Raw genomic sequence first — 17,575 nt, 5'->3', positions numbered from 1 at the left:
TCATGACGACGGAAATACGGCACATCGTTTTCGATATCGGCAAGGTTCTGCTTCACTATGATCCAAGCCTTCCCTACAGCCGCATCATTCCGGACGATGCCGAGCGCGAGTGGTTTTTCGCCAACGTCTGCACCCATGAATGGAACCTCGAGCAGGATCGCGGCCGCACCTGGGGAGATGCAGAAGCCTTGCTGATCGCCGACCATCCCGAGCGCGAAGAGCAGATCCGCGCCTTCCGCAAATATTGGCACGAGATGGTCCCGCATCCTTACGAAGACAGCGTCGCGATCTTCGAAGGATTGATCGCTGAGGGACGTGACGTCACCATGCTGACCAATTTCGCCTCCGATACGTTTCGCGAGGCACAGCTGCGCTATCCGTTCCTCAATAAGCCGCGCGGCGTTACGGTTTCCGGCGATATCGGGCTGATCAAGCCGGATGTCGCGATCTACGATACCCACGCGAGGAGCTTCGACCTCGATCCGGCTTCGACGATCTTCATCGATGATTCCTATCCGAACGTCGAAGGCGCACGGGCCGCCGGCTGGCATGCAGTTCACTTCACCGGTGCCGAGAAGCTGCGCAGCGATCTCGCCGCCCATAGCATAAAGGTTTGAGCCGATGATCTTCGATCCCGCAGAACGCATCGATCTTTTCCACGACGCCATCAATCGCCTCGATTATGAGGCGATCGAGAACTTCTTCGCCGAGGATGCCACCTACGTCTCCAACGGTGTCGGCAGTCTTGCCGGCCGCGCGGCAATCATGGAAGCGTTCCGCGGCTATTTCGACACCTATCCCGATCAGACGGCATCGAACTCCCTGGTGGAGACATTGACGCCGCTTTCTGGCCGTGCCGTCTGGTCGGTTCGCGCCACCAACAGCAAGACGGGCAAGCCGCTGATCCGCGAAGGCGAGGAAACGATTACGTTCAACGAAGACGGCCGCGTCGTGCGCGTCGACGTCACGGACTATCAGGAATTCTGAGATCTGAAACTAAAGACGCCCAGGGCCTTGCCGGACGACATATCCGGCAAGGCCCTGGGCGTTTCACCTTCTTCCCTAACTGGAGGTACACGACGGAAGAAAGCGGGTATGCTTCTGGGAAATGACTGAGGCTTACCCCACCTTTGCCATATCGCTGCGGATGATCGCCCTGAGTTCGTCGATCGGGCGCAGGGAACTGCCGTCGTCGAAGTGCCAGAACATCCATCCGTTGCACGCATCAAGGCCCTGGACCTTCGCGCCAAGGCGATGGATAGAACCGGCCTCGCCGCCGGAGGCAACCGTGCCGTCGGCGCGAACGATGGCGCTATGGCGGCGCTTCGCATCCGTCAGCACCTGGCCAGGCTTGATCAGGCCGCTCTCGATGAGCACGTTGAAAGCCACGCGCACCTCGGCCTTCTTGCCGGTCATGACGGTCAGCTCCGCCTTGCCGAGCGGCTCGACGGCGGCGATGCGGGCACTTGCCGCATCGATATAATCCTGCTCGCGCTCGATGCCGACGAAATGACGGCCGAGGCGCTTGGCAACGGCGCCCGTCGTGCCCGATCCGAAGAAGGGATCGAGGATGATGTCGCCAGGCTTGGAGGAAGCCATGATAACACGGGCAAGCAGCGCTTCCGGCTTCTGCGTCGGATGCACCTTCTTGCCGTCGTCGCCCTTCAGCCGCTCATTGCCGTTGCAGATCGGGAACAGCCAGTCGGAGCGCATCTGCACGTCGTCGTTGGCGGCCTTCATCGCATCGTAATTGAAGGTATAGCCCTTCGCCTTGGCGTTCGGGCTCGCCCAGATCATCGTCTCATGGGCGTTCTGGAAGCGGCGGCCCTTGAAATTCGGCATTGGATTGGTCTTGCGCCAGACGATGTCGTTGAGAATCCAGAAGTTCAGATCCTGCATGGTCGCGCCGACGCGGAAGATGTTGTGATAGGAGCCGATGACCCAGATCGTGCCCGTCGGCTTCAGCACGCGGCGGCAGGCAAGCAGCCAGGCGCGAGTGAAGGCATCATAGGCTTCGAAGGAGGCAAACTGGTCCCACTCGTCATCGACGGCGTCGACCAGCGACTGGTCCGGACGATGCAGTGTGCCGCCAAGCTGGAGATTGTAGGGTGGGTCGGCGAAGATGACGTCGACGGATTGATTGGGCAGTGCTTCAAGAGCGGCCACGCAATCGCCCTTGATGATCGTGTCGATCCAGGAACCCGGAACTGCGGAGGTCCTGAGGTCGGCAAGCGGGAAAACTGACGCCATGTGATACTCGCTGTTACACTTACTCGGTGTTCTTAATTGAGTGTTATGGTTACCTAACTTGGTTACCAAAGGCTAAAGCGGCGGCATATTTTCCAAATTCTCGAACAAGTTCCCGGGAATGCGGGCCTCGTCGAAAGGCGCTATCGTCTTGAAAGCCCTAAAGCGCGTGGCGATCTTTCAGATTCGCTTCTCGCGCTTTAGATCTTTGATTTTGCGCATATCGTTGTCGCAAAACCGCTACACACTTTTGCGCGACATGCTTTGGATGTCGTGCACTGCGTGGCTGTCATCGGGCGCTTCGGCCCGTTCCGTCATCCCGTAGTCGCGAAGCACTTGCGCGACGCGCAAACGATAATCGGCAAATACCGTCTTGCGGCCCGCTTTCTGCGCGGCGCGATGGGCCTCGCGGTTTCGCCATTCACGAACGGCGGCCTCGTCGCGCCAGAAGGAAAGCGACAGGATCTTGCCCGGCTGGCTGAGGCTTTCGAAGCGTTCGATGGAGACGAAGCCGTCGATGGTTTCGAGTTCGGAGCGCAACCGTCCGGCAATGTCGAGATAGTGCTGACGTTCATCGGGATGCGGGACGACTTCGAAAATAACTGCGATCATGGCGATATCCTCGGAGCATGTGGCAAGGATATATTTTTCAGGAAAATACGATCCTCCTGCAAGATGAAACGCTCGCGGCGGGAGAAATCGTGATTGGCCCGCGCCAGCGGATCGGCGGCGAGGCTCTTTCGATAGGTCTCATAGGCGGCCAGGTTTTCGATGTTGTAGATGCCGTAGGCCGTCGTCAGCGAACCCTCATGCGGCGCGAAGTAACCGATCAGATCCGCGCCGTTGCGCGGGATGACCTGACCCCAGGCCTTGCCATACTCCGCGAAGGCTTCCTGCTTGAACGGGTCGATCTGATAGCGGATGAGACAGGTGATCATTGGCTTTCTCCTTTGCTGATGACGATGTTTTCGCACATTGCGGAACGGAGATGCTTCGGTTACGATCGAAGTATGAAAGAAGGTCCTGACATTGCGCAGATCGGCTCGCTGATCGGCGATCCCGCGCGGGCGAACATGCTGACGGCGCTGATGGGCGGCCGCGCATTGACGGCAACGGAACTTGCGGGTGCCGCCGGCGTGACGCTGCAGACCGCAAGCGCCCATCTTTCCAAGCTCGAAGCGGGCGGCTTGCTGGCGCAACGCAAGCAGGGCCGCCATCGCTACTTCGCGCTTGCCGACGATCGCGTCGGCAAGCTGCTCGAAGGGATCATGGGCTTTGCCGCAAGCCGCGGACATCTGCGCCACCGCCCCGGCCCGAAGGAACCGGCCCTGCGCAAGGCGCGCATCTGCTACGACCACCTTGCCGGCGATTACGGCGTGCGCATGCTCGACAGCCTCGTTGAGGCCGGATCGATTTCCGTCATGGGCGAAGGTCTCAGCCTGACGACGCAAGGCGAGAAGCATTTGGGATCGATCGGCATCGATGTCTCCGGGCTGCGCTCCAACCGCCGTCCGCTTTGCCGATCCTGCCTGGATTGGAGCGAGCGACGGGCGCATCTGGCCGGCAGCCTTGGCAAGGCACTGCTTTCAAACTTTTTCGACAATGGTTGGGCGCGGCGAACCGAAAACAGCCGCTCGATCTTCTTCACACCCGAGGGCGAGCGCCGCTTTCTGGCACTCTTTCCGCTCGAGACGAGTGACACCCCTACTGCATAATTCCTTAAATCGGAATCGATTTAAGGATAAAATTATGCAGCAGATTTAAAGTGCTACAGCGACCTTTGCGCATCATATATGATGCGCGGCGCTGTAGGCTAAAAACCCACTAGCCTAGCGCGAAATCGCCCATGATTTATAGAGGCAGTTAGCCGACGATTGCGAAGGCTTCGCGCGTCGATCCCGAGGGCGTGCGCACCGGCGCGCGGCCGATCCATTGCACATGCTTCTGCAGGATCGCCGCCGCCTCGTCGGCCCGCCCCTGGCGCAACGCCGCCAGAATGGCGCGGTGGTCGTGATCCGTGCGCTTCTCCCAGCCGGATTGCCAGGCGGAAAAGAGAAAGCGAGCGCTGGCGGCGTGCAGGTCATCGATGGCGGCTAGCAGCCGCGCCATGCCACATGGCGCCAGGATCAACCGGTGGAAGCGGCGATTGGCCTCCTCCCAGGCGTGGACATCGCCGGCGGCGTCGCCATCGCGCGTCGCCTGCTCCGCCTCATCGAGAATGGCAGGCGTCAGGTGCGGGGCCGCATGTTTGAGCGCAAGGCCTTCGAGTGCCGCCCGCATTTCCGCGACCTCGCGGACTTCCTTGAGATCGAAGGAGGCGACGCGAACGCCGCGGCGCGGCAGGCTGATCGCCAGTCCTTGCGCCTCCAGCCGCCGGAACGCTTCGCGCACCGGCACATGGCTGGTGCCGAACTCCTCGGCGATGTGATCCTGCCGCAGGCGGGCATCGGGCGCGATCTCTCCACGGATGATGCGGTCGGCAAGCACCCTGCTGATGCGGCTGGCAATGGTGTCGTCGCGCTCCTTGGCCATGGCCGATCCTTAAAGGCGGGCCTGCCGGATGTCGAGCGGCAAGCAAAAGTCATCACCTCTTTTGTACATTTCGACCCTTTCGCTAACTGCAGCGCAGCCATGCCGGCCAATTGGTTGAGCTTTGGCGACATATCGTGTAAAGCCCCACCGTCATTTTCCAGAGCATGCTCCGAGCCACCGACGGCCTTCCGTGAAGCATGCCGAATTCAGCCCATATCAAAGGCAGCAACTCTCATGAGCAACAGCTTCGACCTCATCATCTTCGACTGCGACGGCGTTCTGGTCGATTCGGAAATCATCGCGGCACAGGTCGAATCGAAACTGCTGACCGATGCGGGCTACCCGATCAGCACCGAGGAAATGGGTGAACGCTTCGCCGGCATGACCTGGCACAACATCCTGCTCGAAGTCGAGCGCGAGGCGAGCATCCCGCTCTCCGCGTCCTTGCTCGACAAGTCGGAAAAGCTGCTCGACCTGAAGCTTGCCAATGAGGTTCAGGCGATACCAGGCGTTCCGCTTGCACTGTCGCGACTGCCGATGCCACGCTGCATCTGCTCGAACTCCAGCGCCGCGCGCCTCGACATGATGCTGACCAAAGTCGGCTACATCAAATTGTTTGCGCCGCATATCTACTCCGCCAAGGATCTCGGCGCCGACCGCGTGAAGCCGAAGCCGGACATCTTCCTGCACGGCGCCAGAGAGATGAATGTCAGCCCGGCCAATACGATCGTCGTCGAGGATTCGGTTCATGGCGTCCAGGCGGCGCGAGCCGCCGGCATGCGCGTCATCGGCTTCACCGGCGCGTCGCATACCTATCCTTCGCATGCCGACCGGCTGACCGATGCGGGCGCCGAGACCGTCGTCAGCCGCATGGCCGACCTGCCCGGTGTGGTGATGGCGCTGGCTGAATGGGACGGCGTTTTATGAGGCAATAGGCAATAGGCAATAGGCAATAGGCAATAAATGTTGCCGCTATGGTGCCGACGGTAGCAAGGACAAGATGATCTTTTCCTACTGCCTACTGCCTACTGCCTGATCCCAACCTTACTGACGCTTCTTGCGGGCCGGCTTCTCGCCCTTTACAGGCTTCTGCGGGCCTTGGTCGAAGCCGAGCTGGACGATCGTGAAGCCGCCGGAACCGCCGGCAACCTGGATATCGTCATCGGTGAAGAGGAACTGGGTCGTTGTGTCGCCCGGCGGAATTTCCGCCGTATACATGATGGTCTTGCTGTAAAGGGCCTTGTCATTGTCCATGACGGCAACGTGGATGGGCAAGGTGACCTTGCCGGAGCTGCCCATCGGGCCTGCAACCAGGCGCCCTTGCGCGACGACATGAATGCCGAGGCTGGTGCCGTCGCTGGTGCACTGGCGGGTCGCCTGCGCGAGCGAGGCTTGATAGGCCAGCTGGTTCGGATCGTCCTTGGCGCCCTTGGCGTAAACGCGATAGACCGAGTCTTCGTCGCGAATGACAGCCTGCGGGCATTTGCCGGCGACGTAGGTCTGACCACCGGTCGGAGCCGCGGTCGCGGTCCCGGCTTGCGGCGCAACCGTTACATCCGTTGCCGGCTGTTTTTCACTATTGCCACCGATACCGAGAGTGCTGCAACCCGTCAGCAATGCCAGAAGCGAAGCGGAGAAAAGACGACGCGAAACCTTGCCAAACACTATTATTCCACCCTCTCCATATATTTCACATTATCGGCCTGCAGCCCGTCAAACGGGCCTTTTATGACACTTGGCGATGGTCTATACCAGCGACGCAGCGAAAAATCGATTGGGTAGACACCGTTTTGGCTCACTTTTCGAGATCGGCACATTGCCATAGACAGCCGCCGCATGGCGCCGATCCCACGCGCCTTGCGCAAACGCGAAAATCACGCGGCTGATTCGACGCAAAAAGACAGGCCGCCGTCGCTTCGCTCCTCTACCCTCTCAATCGATCACTCAGGCAATTTTGCGACCAAAGGAATTCTAAGACCGTGGATTACATTTCAACGCGGGGAGAAGCCCCTGCCCTTGGCTTCTGCGACGCCCTTCTGGCCGGCCTTGCTCGCGACGGCGGGCTCTATGTTCCCCGAGAATGGCCTGTCCTGACGAAGAAGGAAATCCGTGCCTTTCGCGGCAAGAGCTACCAGGAGGTCGCTTTCGCGGTCCTCTCGCCCTTCACCAATGGCGAGATCCCGGCGGATGTCTTCCGTGGCATGATCGACGATGCCTACGCCACCTTCCGGCATCCCGCGGTGACGCCGCTGGTGCAAACCGGGCCGAACAGCTTCGTCATGGAGCTCTTCCACGGCACGACGCTCGCCTTCAAGGATGTCGCCATGCAGCTGCTGGCGCGGCTGATGGACTATGCGCTGGAGAAGCGCGGGCAGCGGGCCACCATCGTCGGCGCCACATCGGGCGATACCGGCGGCGCCGCGGTCGACGCCTTTGCCGGACGCGAGCGCACCGACATTTTCATTCTCTTCCCGCATGGGAAGGTCTCGCCGGTACAGCAGCGGCAGATGACCACCTCGACAGCGGCCAATGTTCACGCGCTGGCGGTCAAGGGCAATTTCGACGATTGCCAGAACCTGGTCAAAGCCATGTTCAACGACGCCGCCTTCCGCGACAAGGTCAAGCTTTCCGGCGTCAATTCCATCAACTGGGCGCGAATCATGGCGCAGGTGGTCTATTACTTCACCACGTCAGTCGCCCTTGGCGGCCCGGACCGGAAGATTTCCTTCACCGTGCCCACGGGCAATTTCGGCGATATTTTCGCGGGCTACGTCGCCAAGCGCATGGGCTTGCCGATCGAACGCTTGGTCATCGCCACCAACGAGAACGATATCCTGGCGCGCACGCTGAAGACCGGCCGCTACGAGATGCGTTCCGTCAAGGCCACCACCTCGCCGTCGATGGATATCCAGATCTCCTCCAACTTCGAACGGCTGCTGTTCGAAGCGAACGGCCGCGACGCGTCCAAGGTGCGCGCCGCCATGGAAAGCCTGAAGCAATCGAACGGCTTTTCGATCAGCGAGGAGGCCGTGAAGTTCATCAAGAAGGATTTCCGCGCCGGTCGGGCCAGCGAGAAGCAGGTGGCCGAAACCATCCGCAAAACCCTCGCCGATACAGGCTATCTGCTCGATCCGCATACCGCTATCGGCGTCTTCGTCGCCGGGAAGAACGAGCGTCCCAGCAGCCCGATGGTGACGCTTGCCACCGCGCATCCGGCAAAATTCCCCGCCGCAGTAAAATCCGCATCCGGTATTGACCCGGCGCTTCCGACGTGGCTTGCTGGTCTGATGACCAGGGAGGAGCGTTTCGACATTCTCGATCCGGAACTCAAAGCCGTTGAAAACTTTATCGGCAAGCACGCCCGGACCGGCGAATAACAGACGCGGAAAGACAAGCGATGACAGTGGAGTGCACCCGGCTTGCGTCCGGGCTGACAGTAGCGACCCAATCGATGCCACACCTCGAAAGCGTGGCGCTCGGCGTTTGGATCAAATCGGGTTCGCGTAACGAGACTGAAGCAGAACACGGTATCGCGCATCTGCTCGAGCATATGGCGTTCAAGGGCACGGGGCGGCGCACCGCCCGCGAGATCGCCGAGGAAATCGAGAATGTCGGCGGCGAAGTCAACGCCGCTACCTCGACCGAAACCACCTCCTATTATGCGCGCGTTTTGAAGGATCACGTGCCGCTCGCCGTCGATATCCTTGCCGATATCCTGACGGAGTCGGCCTTCGACGAGGAAGAGCTGGCGCGCGAAAAGCAGGTCATCCTGCAGGAAATCAATGCCGCGAACGACACGCCTGACGATGTCGTCTTCGACAAGTTTTCCGAGGTCGCCTATCGCGGCCAGACACTCGGACGTGCCATTCTCGGCACGCCGGAAACCGTCGTCTCCTTCTCGCCGGAACAGATCCGCCATTATCTCGGCCGCAACTACACGACCGATCGCATGTTTGTGGTGGCCGCCGGCGCGGTCGATCATGAAAGCTTCGTGCGTCAGGTCGAGGAGCGCTTCTCCAGCCTGCCGACGAAACCGTCCGCGCCGCCCGTTATCGAGCCGGCCCGCTATATCGGCGGCAACATCCGGGAAACGCGCGACCTGATGGATGCGCAGATCCTGCTCGGCTTCGAAGGCCGGGCCTATCACACCCGCGATTTCTATTGTTCGCAGATCCTCGCCAACATCCTCGGCGGCGGCATGTCATCGCGCCTGTTCCAGGAAGTGCGCGAGTTCCGCGGCCTCTGTTATTCGGTCTATGCCTTCCACTGGGGCTTCTCCGACACCGGCATCTTCGGCATCCACGCAGCGACCGGCGGCGAGAACCTGCCGGAATTGCTGCCCGTCATCGTCGATGAGCTGCGCAAGTCTTCCCATGACATCCAGCAGCAGGAAATCGAGCGCGCCCGCGCCCAGATCCGTGCGCAGCTACTGATGGGCCAGGAAAGCCCGGCCGCTCGCGCCGGCCAGATCGCCCGGCAGATGATGCTCTATGGTCGCACCATCCCGAACCAGGAGATGCTGGAACGCCTGGAAGGCATCACGATCGACCGTCTGACGGATCTTGCCGGCCGGCTGTTCTTCGATACAGTACCGACGCTTTCGGCGATCGGGCCGCTGGAGCAGCTCGCGCCGATGGAAGACATCATCACGTCATTGTCGTCGCCGGCACCTGCTTCCAAAAGCGCAAGCGGCTAAGGGCTCGCCGCGGGCCGATGGGTTTAATTCTCGGGGGGGTGCTTGGCGGCATGCAAAAATCTGTCTTTCGGTTTCTCTCACGTCATCCGGACGCGGTTGAACTCGAAAACGACACATATTTGCTGCGCCTGCCGCGCTACTCCGATTTCAACCAATGGCACAGGCTCCGGGCGGAGAGCCGCCGCTTCCTGGAACCCTGGGAGCCGACCTGGCGGCACGACGAGCTGACAGAGGGCGCCTATCGGGCACGCGTCATTCGCGGCAAGCAGGAATACAGTTCCGGCCAGGCCATCCCGCTGTTCATTTTCCTCAGGGGAAACATGACGCTGGTTGGCGGGATTACGATCGGTTATATTCGCCGCGGTGCCGCGCAGAGCTGCATGATCGGATATTGGATGGGCGAGCGCTATTCCGGCCAGGGCCATATGTTCGCCGCACTTCAATTGGTTATACCCTATATCTTTTCCGGACTTGAGTTGCACCGAATTGAAGCAGCCTGTATTCCGGACAATGAGCGTAGCATGCGGCTTTTGGAAAAAGCCGGTTTCCAGCGGGAAGGTCATTTGCGCGGTTATCTGAAAATCAACGGTCAGTGGCGAGATCATGTGATGTTTTCCAGGTTGGCAGGGGATGCCGACCCGAACAGAAAATACGACCAGCGATGACCGCAGGAATGATACTGACAATGCCGATCGCCAAGCGGTTCGGCGCGCTGCTCGCGACACTTGCCGCCGCCCTGCTGCTGCTTTTTGTCGGTATGGCGCACGCCGCCGAGCCCGTGAAGATTTCCCGCGACGACACCGCACTCGACCTGACGGCGACGACCGAGATCTACACCAATCAGGGTGAGGCATTTCAGGTCTCGACAGCCGCCGGCGCCGACGGTATTCGGCGCCGCATTGAGGTACGATCCTCCTCGCCGAACCATCAGGGGGATTGGGCTGTCTTCGCGCTCGCCAATGTGTCCGAAGAGCAGCTGGAACGCGTCATCGTCGCCCCGCATTTCCGCCTGGTGAACTCGAAAGTCTTCTGGCCGGACCTCGGTTCGCAGCGCATCGTCGCCATCACGCCGAGCGAAGGCTTTGCGCTCGACCGGCAGCCCAGCGACGAGGCCGATGTCTTCCGCATCACGCTGAACCCCGGCGCCGTCGTAACCTTCGTTGCCGAGCTTTCGTCGCCGAACCTGCCGCAGCTCTATCTCTGGGAACCGAACGCCTATAAGGACACGGTCAACGCCTTCACGCTCTATCGCGGCATCGTGCTCGGCATTGCCGGCCTGCTGGCTGTCTTCCTGACCATCCTTTTCGTGGTCAAGGGCACGTCGATGCTGCCGGCGACGGCGGCTCTCGCCTGGGCGGTGCTCGGCTATATCTGCGTGGACTTCGGCTTCCTCGGCAAGCTCATCACCATAACCTCCGGCGACCAGCGAATATGGCGCGCCTGTGCGGAGGTGGCACTCGCATCGAGCCTGGTGATCTTCCTGTTCACCTATCTCAATCTCAATCGCTGGCATGCGCATCTCGGCTATGTGACGCTTGCCTGGGTTCTCGGCCTTGCCCTGCTCTTCGGCGTGGCGATCTACGATCCGTCGATTGCGGCCGGCATCGCCCGGCTGTCGCTGGCGCTGACGGCGACGGCGGGCCTGCTGCTGATCATCTATCTCGGCTTCAGCCGTTATGACCGCGCCATCCTGCTCGTGCCTGCCTGGGCACTGATCCTCGTCTGGCTGTTCGGAGCCTGGATGACGGTCATGGGCAAGCTCGACAACGACATCATCCAGCCCGCACTCGGCGGCGGCCTCGTGCTCATCGTCCTGCTGATCGGCTTCACCGTCATGCAGCACGCCTTTGCCGGCGGTGCCTTCCAGCAGGGCCTGTTCTCGGATCTGGAGCGGCAATCCCTGGCGCTCACCGGCTCCGGCGACACCGTCTGGGATTGGGACGTGGCGCGCGACCGCGTCGTGACGACGCCCGATATCTCGATGAAGCTCGGCCTTTCCCCCGGCAGCATGCACGGCGCGGCACGCAACTGGCTGCCGCGGCTGCATCCCGACGACCGTGACCGCTTCCGCGCGACTCTCGACGTGCTTCTGGAGCATCGCCGCGGCCGGCTGAACCACGAATTCCGCATCCGTGCGGAGGATGGGCATTTCCATTGGCTGTCGATCCGCGCCCGGCCGGTGCTGGGATCGAACGGCGAGATCATTCGCTGCGTCGGCACGATCGTCGACATTACCGAGCAGAAGAATTCGGTCGAACGGCTGCTGCACGACGCCGTGCATGACAACCTGACCGGATTGCCGAACCGCCAGGTCTTCCTCGACCGCCTGCAGGCCGTTCTGACGCTCGCGTCGGATGGCAATCAACTCAGGCCGACGGTCATGGTCATCGATATCGATCGCTACAAGCTGGTCAACGATACCCTTGGTTTCGCCGCGGGCGACAACATTCTCATCGCGCTGACCCGGCGCCTTCGCCGCCTGATGAAGCCGCAGGATACGCTCGCTCGCCTTTCCGGCGACCAGTTCGGCCTCATCCTCATTTCCGAACGCGATCCGGCCAAGGTCGCGGATTTTGCCGATGCGATCAGCAAGGCGATCATGGTGCCGATCAATTTCGCCAATCGCGAAATCATCCTGACGGCGTCGGTCGGGCTGACATCGTGGGTCGACCAGCAGGAAAATGCGGCCGGCATGCTGAGCGATGCGGAACTCGCCATGTACCGCGCCAAGCGCGCCGGCGGCAATCGCGTCGAGCCATTCCAGCCGGCCTTCCGCAGCTTCGGTACCGACCGGCTGCAGCTCGAAACCGATCTGCGCCGCGCCGTCGAGCGCAAGGAACTCTCGCTGGTCTATCAGCCGATCGTCCGCCTGGAAGATGCCGAGGTCGCCGGCTTCGAGGCGCTGATGCGCTGGGAGCATCCCAAGCGCGGCAATATTCCGCCGACGGAATTCATTCCGATCGCGGAGGCGTCCGACATCATCGGCCCGCTCGGCATGTTCGCGCTCGAACAGGCAACCAATGACCTGAAGGCCTGGCAGCGACAGACCGGCGACCTGCCGCTGTTCGTCTCCATCAATCTTTCCAGCGTGCAGCTGCTCAACAACGAGCTTTACGACGATATCCGTGCCCTGCTCGCCAAGACCCATTGCGACCCAAGCCGTATCAAGCTGGAGCTGACGGAATCGCAGGTGATGGAGAATCCGGAACAGGCGCGGCTCGTGCTCGAGAAGCTGCGCGACGCCGGCATCGGTCTGGCGCTCGACGATTTCGGCACGGGCTATTCGTCGCTCGCCTATCTCACCCGCTTCCCCTTCGATACGATCAAGCTTGACAAGGCCATGGTCCGCGACGACAGCGACAAGAAGGCCGTCCTGCTGCGTTCGGTCATTTCCATGGCGCGCGAACTTAATATGCGCGTCGTCGCCGAGGGCATCGAATCGGAAGAGGATGCGCTGGAGCTTGCCAAGATCGGCTGCACCTATGGCCAGAGCTTCATCTTCGGACCGCCGATGGGCTCGGATTCGGTGCTCCGTCTATTGAAGGAACGCTTTCCGCTGACGAAGCGCGCCTAACAACAAAGTCCACCTCCCCCTTGAGGGGGAGGTCGCGCGGAACGCGCGGGCGGGGGTGACCCCGCTCGGAAATCACCCCACCCCGGAGCGTTGCTCCGACCCTCCCCCTCAAGGGGAGGGTAATGATCACGGACCGTCAATCACTTGCCTGATGTAGTCGAGCTTCGCGACCACCGCCGGCGAGAGGATGAAGGGATAGGAATCCGGCTGCCCCATGCTGCGCTGGATCGAATTGATCGCCACGCTCAACGGGATCCAGGAATTGACGAGCTGTTCGGCGCTTTCAGCCTTATAGGGATCGAAATCCACTTCCGCGGCCATGTCGTGATAGCGATAGGGGTCGATCGCCAGGCCGAAGGAACGCGCTGTTTCCAGCGTATCGACGATGTGCAAATAATGCGCGAAGCACTCGGCAAAATCCTCCCATGGATGGGCGCTTGCATAGGCGCTGATGAAGCTCTCCTGCCAGTTCGCGGGTGGACCGTTGTCGTAATGGGCCTGAAGCGCCATGCCGTAATCGGCGCGCTCGTCGCCGAAGACGGCATGGAAGCCATCGAACCGTCCGCGGTCGCGGACAAGCTTGTTCCAGATGAAATGACCGGTCTCGTGGCGGAAGTGACCGAGCAAGGTGCGATAGGGCTCGTTCATGGATGTGCGCGTCTGTTCGCGCGTCGCGTCATCCGCTTCGGCGGCACGAATGGCGATCAGCCCCTCCTCGTGGCCGGTCCTGGCCGGGACGATGATGTCGCCCTGCACTTCATCCTCAAGGAAATCGAACACCAGGCCGCCATCCGGATCCTGCTGCCGATCGGGGTGCGGCAAATTCCAGCGCAGCAGGGAATAGAACAAATGCCTCTGAGCCTGACCGATACGCCGCCAGCGGTCTATGCCCTGCTGTGTGCCGGTATTCGGTACCAGCCGATTATGGCGGCAAGCGATGCAATAGGGCTGCGGATCGTCGGCATCGACGAGCCAGTTGCAGATATCGAGTTCGGCATTGGCGCAGAAACGCACATGCCGCTCGGGCTCGGAAACCGGATGCCACGTCGCATCGTCATCGGCGTCGAGTGCATAGATCGCCAGGCGATCGGGAACGAAGCCGAGCTGATGGCCGCAGCGGACACACTGCCTGTTGTCGAAATGGACGGGCTGGCCACAATGGTCACAGGTGAAAAGCCGCATGCTCCCCTCGAAAAGACCTATTGGCGAGAACAAAGAGCCTGCCACGTTTCCGTAACAGGCTCTTCCTCCCAACATCGCTGCTACAACGTCAATTCAAACGGAGCAACGACCATGGATTGGCAATACAAGCATCCGGTCACATCCGGTCGACTGCGCCCTTGACCTTGTCCTTGGCCTTGCCAACGGCGGTCTGGACCTTGCCCTTGGCTTCTTGCGCAGCGCCCTTGGCGCGCATTTCCTTGTTGTTGGTCGCCTTGCCGGTCATCTGCTTGGCCTTGCCGGCCATTTCGTTCACCTTACCGGACACCTTGTCGGTCGTGCTGCTCATGTCTGACGCCTCCCTGGCTGGCACGGCGAAATTGCCGTTGCGTGCCTGGGAAACGCCACACCCGCTATTTCGTTCCGAAATAACGCAAATCGGCTCAGCTGTGGCCGGCGTGCGGCGAGAGCATTGCTGCGTTGATGCCCATGAGCGCCAAGGCGCGATCATACTTGTTGTCGAGGCTGCGATCGAAGATCAGCTCTTCATTCGCCGGGCAGTTCAGCCAGCCGTTATTGCCGATCTCCGCCTCAAGCTGACCGGCGCCCCAGCCGGCATAGCCGAGCAGCATTGTCGCGCGCTTCGGACCGCTCCCCTTGGAAATGGCCCGAACGATATCGAGCGTCGCCGTCAGGCTGATATCGTCACTGACCGGAATGCTGCTGTCGCTGATGTAATCGTCGGAATGCAAAACGAAGCCGCGGCCGCTTTCAACGGGACCGCCGGTCTGGATGGGAAAATCTCGCGCCACCTTAGGAAGCACGATGGCATCGTCGTCCTTGATCATTTCGAGATGCAAGAGGACGTCGGTGAATGTCAGCTTCTGGCCCCGATTGATGACGAACCCCATCGCACCGGCATCGGAATGGGCGCAGATATAAACCACCGTCCGATGGAAGTTCCGATCCTCCACGCCGGGCATGGCGATCAGGAACTGACCGTCGAGAAAACCTCTTTCGCGTCTATTCTCCAGCGTCGATAGGGACATTGTGCCTCCTGACCGCAGTCCGCAACTGCACCGCCTATAATCAAGATGGGGCAATGTCATAAATCAATCAACTGAAAATGATCATTTCCCTCTCCTGTCGTGCTGGCTCCGGGCCATCCAATCCGCTAAATCCTTGTTTCATGATTGGAATAAGCACCCTTGCACGCCTTTCGGCATTGTTCGTCTCTATCCTATTCACCGCCGCAACGGCCCATGCCGCCACGAGCGAATGGGTGGACAATCAAGGCGGACGCATGCGCCTGGTAGCGCTGGCGCCGGACGCGGAAGGGCATATCCGCGCAGCCCTGCAGATCGAACCGGAACCCGGCTGGATCACCTATTGGCGCGAGCCGGGCCAGGGCGGAATTCCGCCCCAGGTGACGCTGGCGCCCGATAGTGGCGTGACGCTGGAAAAGGCCGGATATCCCGTGCCGAAGCAGATTACGGTCGGCAATATCAAGGAGATCGGCTATGATGCACCGGTGATCTTGCCGCTCGATTTTCGCGTTACCGACAAGATACCGGCGAAACTCAAGCTGACCGCTTTCGTGGGTCTCTGCAAGGAGATCTGCATCCCCTTCCAGGCTGATTATTCATTGCCGCTGCCGGCAGGCGAGCAGCCGACATCGCATGAGCTGGCCCTGCTGGATGCGGCGAAAGCGCTGCTGCCGGAAGCCCCTTCATCCGATTTCGCCATCCAGAGCCACAAAATCTCCGCCGATGCCAAGAAACTTTCGCTGCGCCTGACATTGCCGGAGGCAACCGGCGACGCGCCGACGATCTACGTGACGGGACCGTCGGGCTATGTCTTCTTCCAGCAAATCAATGCAAAGCGGGATGGGAGCAGTTTCTCGACCGATATCGAGGTCGGCAAGCTGCCGAAGAATTATGATCCGAAGGGCAAGAGCTGGGGCATTCTGGTGGTCGACGGCGATCGGGCGATGGAAACCACACTTGCGCTCGAATAGTCCGGATCTATAGTTCGCGAAACCGCCTTCATGCCATCGGCGGCCGTTCGAGCGCCCCGAAACCACGACCCAAGGAGAGAACCATGTCTATCGCCATCGGCGACACGCTGCCTGACGCCACCTTCAAGGAAAAGACCGCCGACGGCCCGGTCGAGATCAGCACCGAGCAGCTTTTTGCCGGCAAGCGCGTCGTGCTTTTTGCCGTTCCCGGCGCCTTCACGCCCACCTGTTCGCTCAATCACCTGCCGGGCTTCCTCGAAAACCGCGACACCATTCTCGCCAAGGGTATCGACGACATCGCGGTCGTCTCCATCAACGACTGGCACGTCATGGGCGCTTGGGCGCAATCGTCAGGCGGCCTCGGCAAGATCCATTTCCTTGCCGACTGGGACGGCTCCTTCACCAAGGCACTTGGTCTCGACGTCGACCTCTCCGCCGGCGGTCTCGGCGTCCGCTCGAAGCGCTATTCGATGCTGGTGGAAGACGGCGTGGTCCAGACGCTCAACATCGAGGAAAGCCCCGGCCAGGCGACGGTCTCGGGTGCAGCCGCGATGATCGAGCAGCTCTGATATTATCCAGATGGAAGAAGCGGAGCGCCTCAGAGGCGCTCCTGCTTTATTCTTCTTCGATGAAATGAGTATCGAAATCGCGGTGTCCCTCGAGCACATTCAAAACCTCGAAGACACCATCGATATAGTGGAAGAAGATTACATAACCACGAAATGCAAAGCTGCGCATATCGTCTCTTAGCTCTGGCCGCAGGCGGCCTATTTGGCCTGGCAAAGCCGCAAGATTTGCGCACTTGCGACGCAGTTGCTCAGTAAATTTCAAAGCGACTTTTTGGCTGCCACTTTGGCGCGTTATATATATGAGAATATCAAGAATATTACTTTGAGCGTCGGCTGTATAACGAAGCCGAGCCACCTAATAACCTTCCTTTGCCAGTTCAGCAGCCTTAGCTTCCAAAGCGGCACCCAGCTCCTCGTCGGATATATCGCCTCCACGAGCGATCGATGCCTCCAGAGTATGCCGCAAGGCCGCAATTTTCGTCTCACGTTCCTCCACGAGCCTGAGACCCTCCCGTACCACTTCACTGGCGGAGCTATAACGTCCCTCTTCCACCGTTTTCTCCACGAATTTTTCCCAACGCTCGCCGATAGAAACATTCATAAGCATCTCTCCCGTCAAGTCAGGCCGATGAATAACAGATAATGCGCTATTTATAGCATTATTGACAGGGAGCGCCAATTGCCGGTGCTCAACCACCATCGATCCACACTTCGCCTCTTTTTTGCCGTATTTCATCGGCTACTAGATGTAATGTTATTACATTATTAAAAGCCCCAGA

20 protein-coding genes are annotated in these 17,575 nt (G+C 60.3%); 10 read left to right on the top strand and 10 right to left on the bottom strand.

The features are described 5' to 3' along the window. Positions 1–2: 2 nt before the first annotated feature. The gene (locus tag CCGE531_RS05200) at positions 3–617 is read left to right on the top strand and encodes an HAD family phosphatase (protein ID WP_120663229.1); all 615 of its coding nucleotides are present in this window, start codon (positions 3–5) and stop codon (positions 615–617) included. 4 nt (positions 618–621) lie between these two features. After that, a complete protein-coding gene (locus tag CCGE531_RS05195; protein ID WP_120663228.1) occupies positions 622–987 on the top strand; it encodes a nuclear transport factor 2 family protein in 366 nt (121 codons plus the stop codon). A gap of 132 nt (positions 988–1,119) precedes the next feature. Here the strand turns inward: CCGE531_RS05195 and CCGE531_RS05190 are convergent, their stop codons facing one another. The 3 genes from CCGE531_RS05190 to CCGE531_RS05180 form a co-directional block, all read right to left on the bottom strand. Beyond that, positions 1,120–2,250, bottom strand: coding sequence for a site-specific DNA-methyltransferase (locus CCGE531_RS05190; RefSeq protein ID WP_120663227.1), 1,131 nt, complete (start codon positions 2,248–2,250; stop codon positions 1,120–1,122). A 237-nt stretch (positions 2,251–2,487) separates the two neighbouring features. Further along, positions 2,488–2,859, bottom strand: a complete 372-nt coding sequence (locus tag CCGE531_RS05185; protein ID WP_120663226.1) for an antibiotic biosynthesis monooxygenase — start codon at positions 2,857–2,859, stop codon at positions 2,488–2,490. After that, positions 2,856–3,185 carry an NIPSNAP family protein gene (locus CCGE531_RS05180; protein WP_120663225.1) on the bottom strand — a complete coding sequence of 110 codons (330 nt, stop codon included), beginning with the start codon at positions 3,183–3,185 and terminating at the stop codon, positions 2,856–2,858. Before CCGE531_RS05180 ends, CCGE531_RS05185 begins: the two co-directional genes overlap by 4 nt. A gap of 72 nt (positions 3,186–3,257) precedes the next feature. On the opposite strand from CCGE531_RS05180, the gene CCGE531_RS05175 reads away from it, so the two are divergent. Continuing rightward, complete coding sequence (locus tag CCGE531_RS05175) at positions 3,258–3,962, top strand: metalloregulator ArsR/SmtB family transcription factor (RefSeq protein ID WP_120663224.1); 705 nt, start codon at positions 3,258–3,260, stop codon at positions 3,960–3,962. A 148-nt stretch (positions 3,963–4,110) separates the two neighbouring features. Here CCGE531_RS05175 and CCGE531_RS05170 read toward each other — a convergent pair whose 3' ends face one another. Next, positions 4,111–4,779: a GntR family transcriptional regulator gene (locus tag CCGE531_RS05170; RefSeq protein WP_120663223.1), complete on the bottom strand. Its 669-nt coding sequence runs from the start codon at positions 4,777–4,779 to the stop codon at positions 4,111–4,113. Positions 4,780–5,013: 234 nt separating this feature from the next. Here CCGE531_RS05170 and CCGE531_RS05165 point away from each other — a divergent pair, with 234 nt between their 5' ends. Then, positions 5,014–5,706, top strand: coding sequence for an HAD family hydrolase (locus CCGE531_RS05165; protein ID WP_120663222.1), 693 nt, complete (start codon positions 5,014–5,016; stop codon positions 5,704–5,706). Between the two features lie 117 nt (positions 5,707–5,823). Here CCGE531_RS05165 and CCGE531_RS05160 read toward each other — a convergent pair whose 3' ends face one another. Further along, entirely contained in the window at positions 5,824–6,444 is a 621-nt protein-coding gene (locus CCGE531_RS05160) for a hypothetical protein (protein WP_120663221.1), read from the bottom strand. A gap of 314 nt (positions 6,445–6,758) precedes the next feature. On the opposite strand from CCGE531_RS05160, the gene thrC reads away from it, so the two are divergent. From thrC to CCGE531_RS05140, 4 genes are read left to right on the top strand one after another with little or no spacing between them, the layout of a single operon-like run. Further along, positions 6,759–8,156, top strand: coding sequence for a threonine synthase (gene thrC, locus CCGE531_RS05155; RefSeq protein WP_120663220.1), 1,398 nt, complete (start codon positions 6,759–6,761; stop codon positions 8,154–8,156). 20 nt (positions 8,157–8,176) lie between these two features. Beyond that, a complete protein-coding gene (locus CCGE531_RS05150; RefSeq protein WP_120663219.1) occupies positions 8,177–9,475 on the top strand; it encodes a pitrilysin family protein in 1,299 nt (432 codons plus the stop codon). Positions 9,476–9,525: 50 nt separating this feature from the next. Then, positions 9,526–10,140, top strand: a complete 615-nt coding sequence (locus CCGE531_RS05145; protein ID WP_120666510.1) for a GNAT family protein — start codon at positions 9,526–9,528, stop codon at positions 10,138–10,140. Then, entirely contained in the window at positions 10,137–13,049 is a 2,913-nt protein-coding gene (locus CCGE531_RS05140; RefSeq protein WP_120663218.1) for an EAL domain-containing protein, read from the top strand. Before CCGE531_RS05145 ends, CCGE531_RS05140 begins: the two co-directional genes overlap by 4 nt. Positions 13,050–13,175: 126 nt before the next feature. On the opposite strand, the gene CCGE531_RS05135 is transcribed toward CCGE531_RS05140, so the two are convergent. The 3 genes from CCGE531_RS05135 to CCGE531_RS05125 form a co-directional block, all read right to left on the bottom strand. Next, on the bottom strand, positions 13,176–14,231 hold the full coding sequence (locus tag CCGE531_RS05135) for a putative zinc-binding metallopeptidase (protein ID WP_120663217.1): 1,056 nt from the start codon (positions 14,229–14,231) through the stop codon (positions 13,176–13,178). A gap of 136 nt (positions 14,232–14,367) precedes the next feature. After that, positions 14,368–14,559, bottom strand: coding sequence for a CsbD family protein (locus CCGE531_RS05130; RefSeq protein WP_120663216.1), 192 nt, complete (start codon positions 14,557–14,559; stop codon positions 14,368–14,370). A gap of 94 nt (positions 14,560–14,653) precedes the next feature. Beyond that, the gene (locus tag CCGE531_RS05125; RefSeq protein WP_120663215.1) at positions 14,654–15,259 is read right to left on the bottom strand and encodes a YqgE/AlgH family protein; all 606 of its coding nucleotides are present in this window, start codon (positions 15,257–15,259) and stop codon (positions 14,654–14,656) included. 140 nt (positions 15,260–15,399) lie between these two features. On the opposite strand from CCGE531_RS05125, the gene CCGE531_RS05120 reads away from it, so the two are divergent. Further along, entirely contained in the window at positions 15,400–16,227 is an 828-nt protein-coding gene (locus CCGE531_RS05120) for a protein-disulfide reductase DsbD domain-containing protein (protein WP_120663214.1), read from the top strand. A gap of 83 nt (positions 16,228–16,310) precedes the next feature. Further along, positions 16,311–16,796 carry a peroxiredoxin gene (locus tag CCGE531_RS05115; protein WP_120663213.1) on the top strand — a complete coding sequence of 162 codons (486 nt, stop codon included), beginning with the start codon at positions 16,311–16,313 and terminating at the stop codon, positions 16,794–16,796. 46 nt (positions 16,797–16,842) lie between these two features. Here the strand turns inward: CCGE531_RS05115 and CCGE531_RS05110 are convergent, their stop codons facing one another. Next, a complete protein-coding gene (locus CCGE531_RS05110) occupies positions 16,843–17,151 on the bottom strand; it encodes a type II toxin-antitoxin system RelE/ParE family toxin (RefSeq protein ID WP_120663212.1) in 309 nt (102 codons plus the stop codon). Further along, positions 17,152–17,532, bottom strand: a complete 381-nt coding sequence (locus CCGE531_RS35295; protein WP_348633014.1) for a type II toxin-antitoxin system ParD family antitoxin — start codon at positions 17,530–17,532, stop codon at positions 17,152–17,154. Positions 17,533–17,575: the final 43 nt, after the last annotated feature.

This window comes from Rhizobium sp. CCGE531, from assembly GCF_003627795.1.
Taxonomy (GTDB): Bacteria; Pseudomonadota; Alphaproteobacteria; order Rhizobiales; family Rhizobiaceae; genus Rhizobium.
This window is presented reverse-complemented; position numbering and strand designations above follow the sequence as displayed.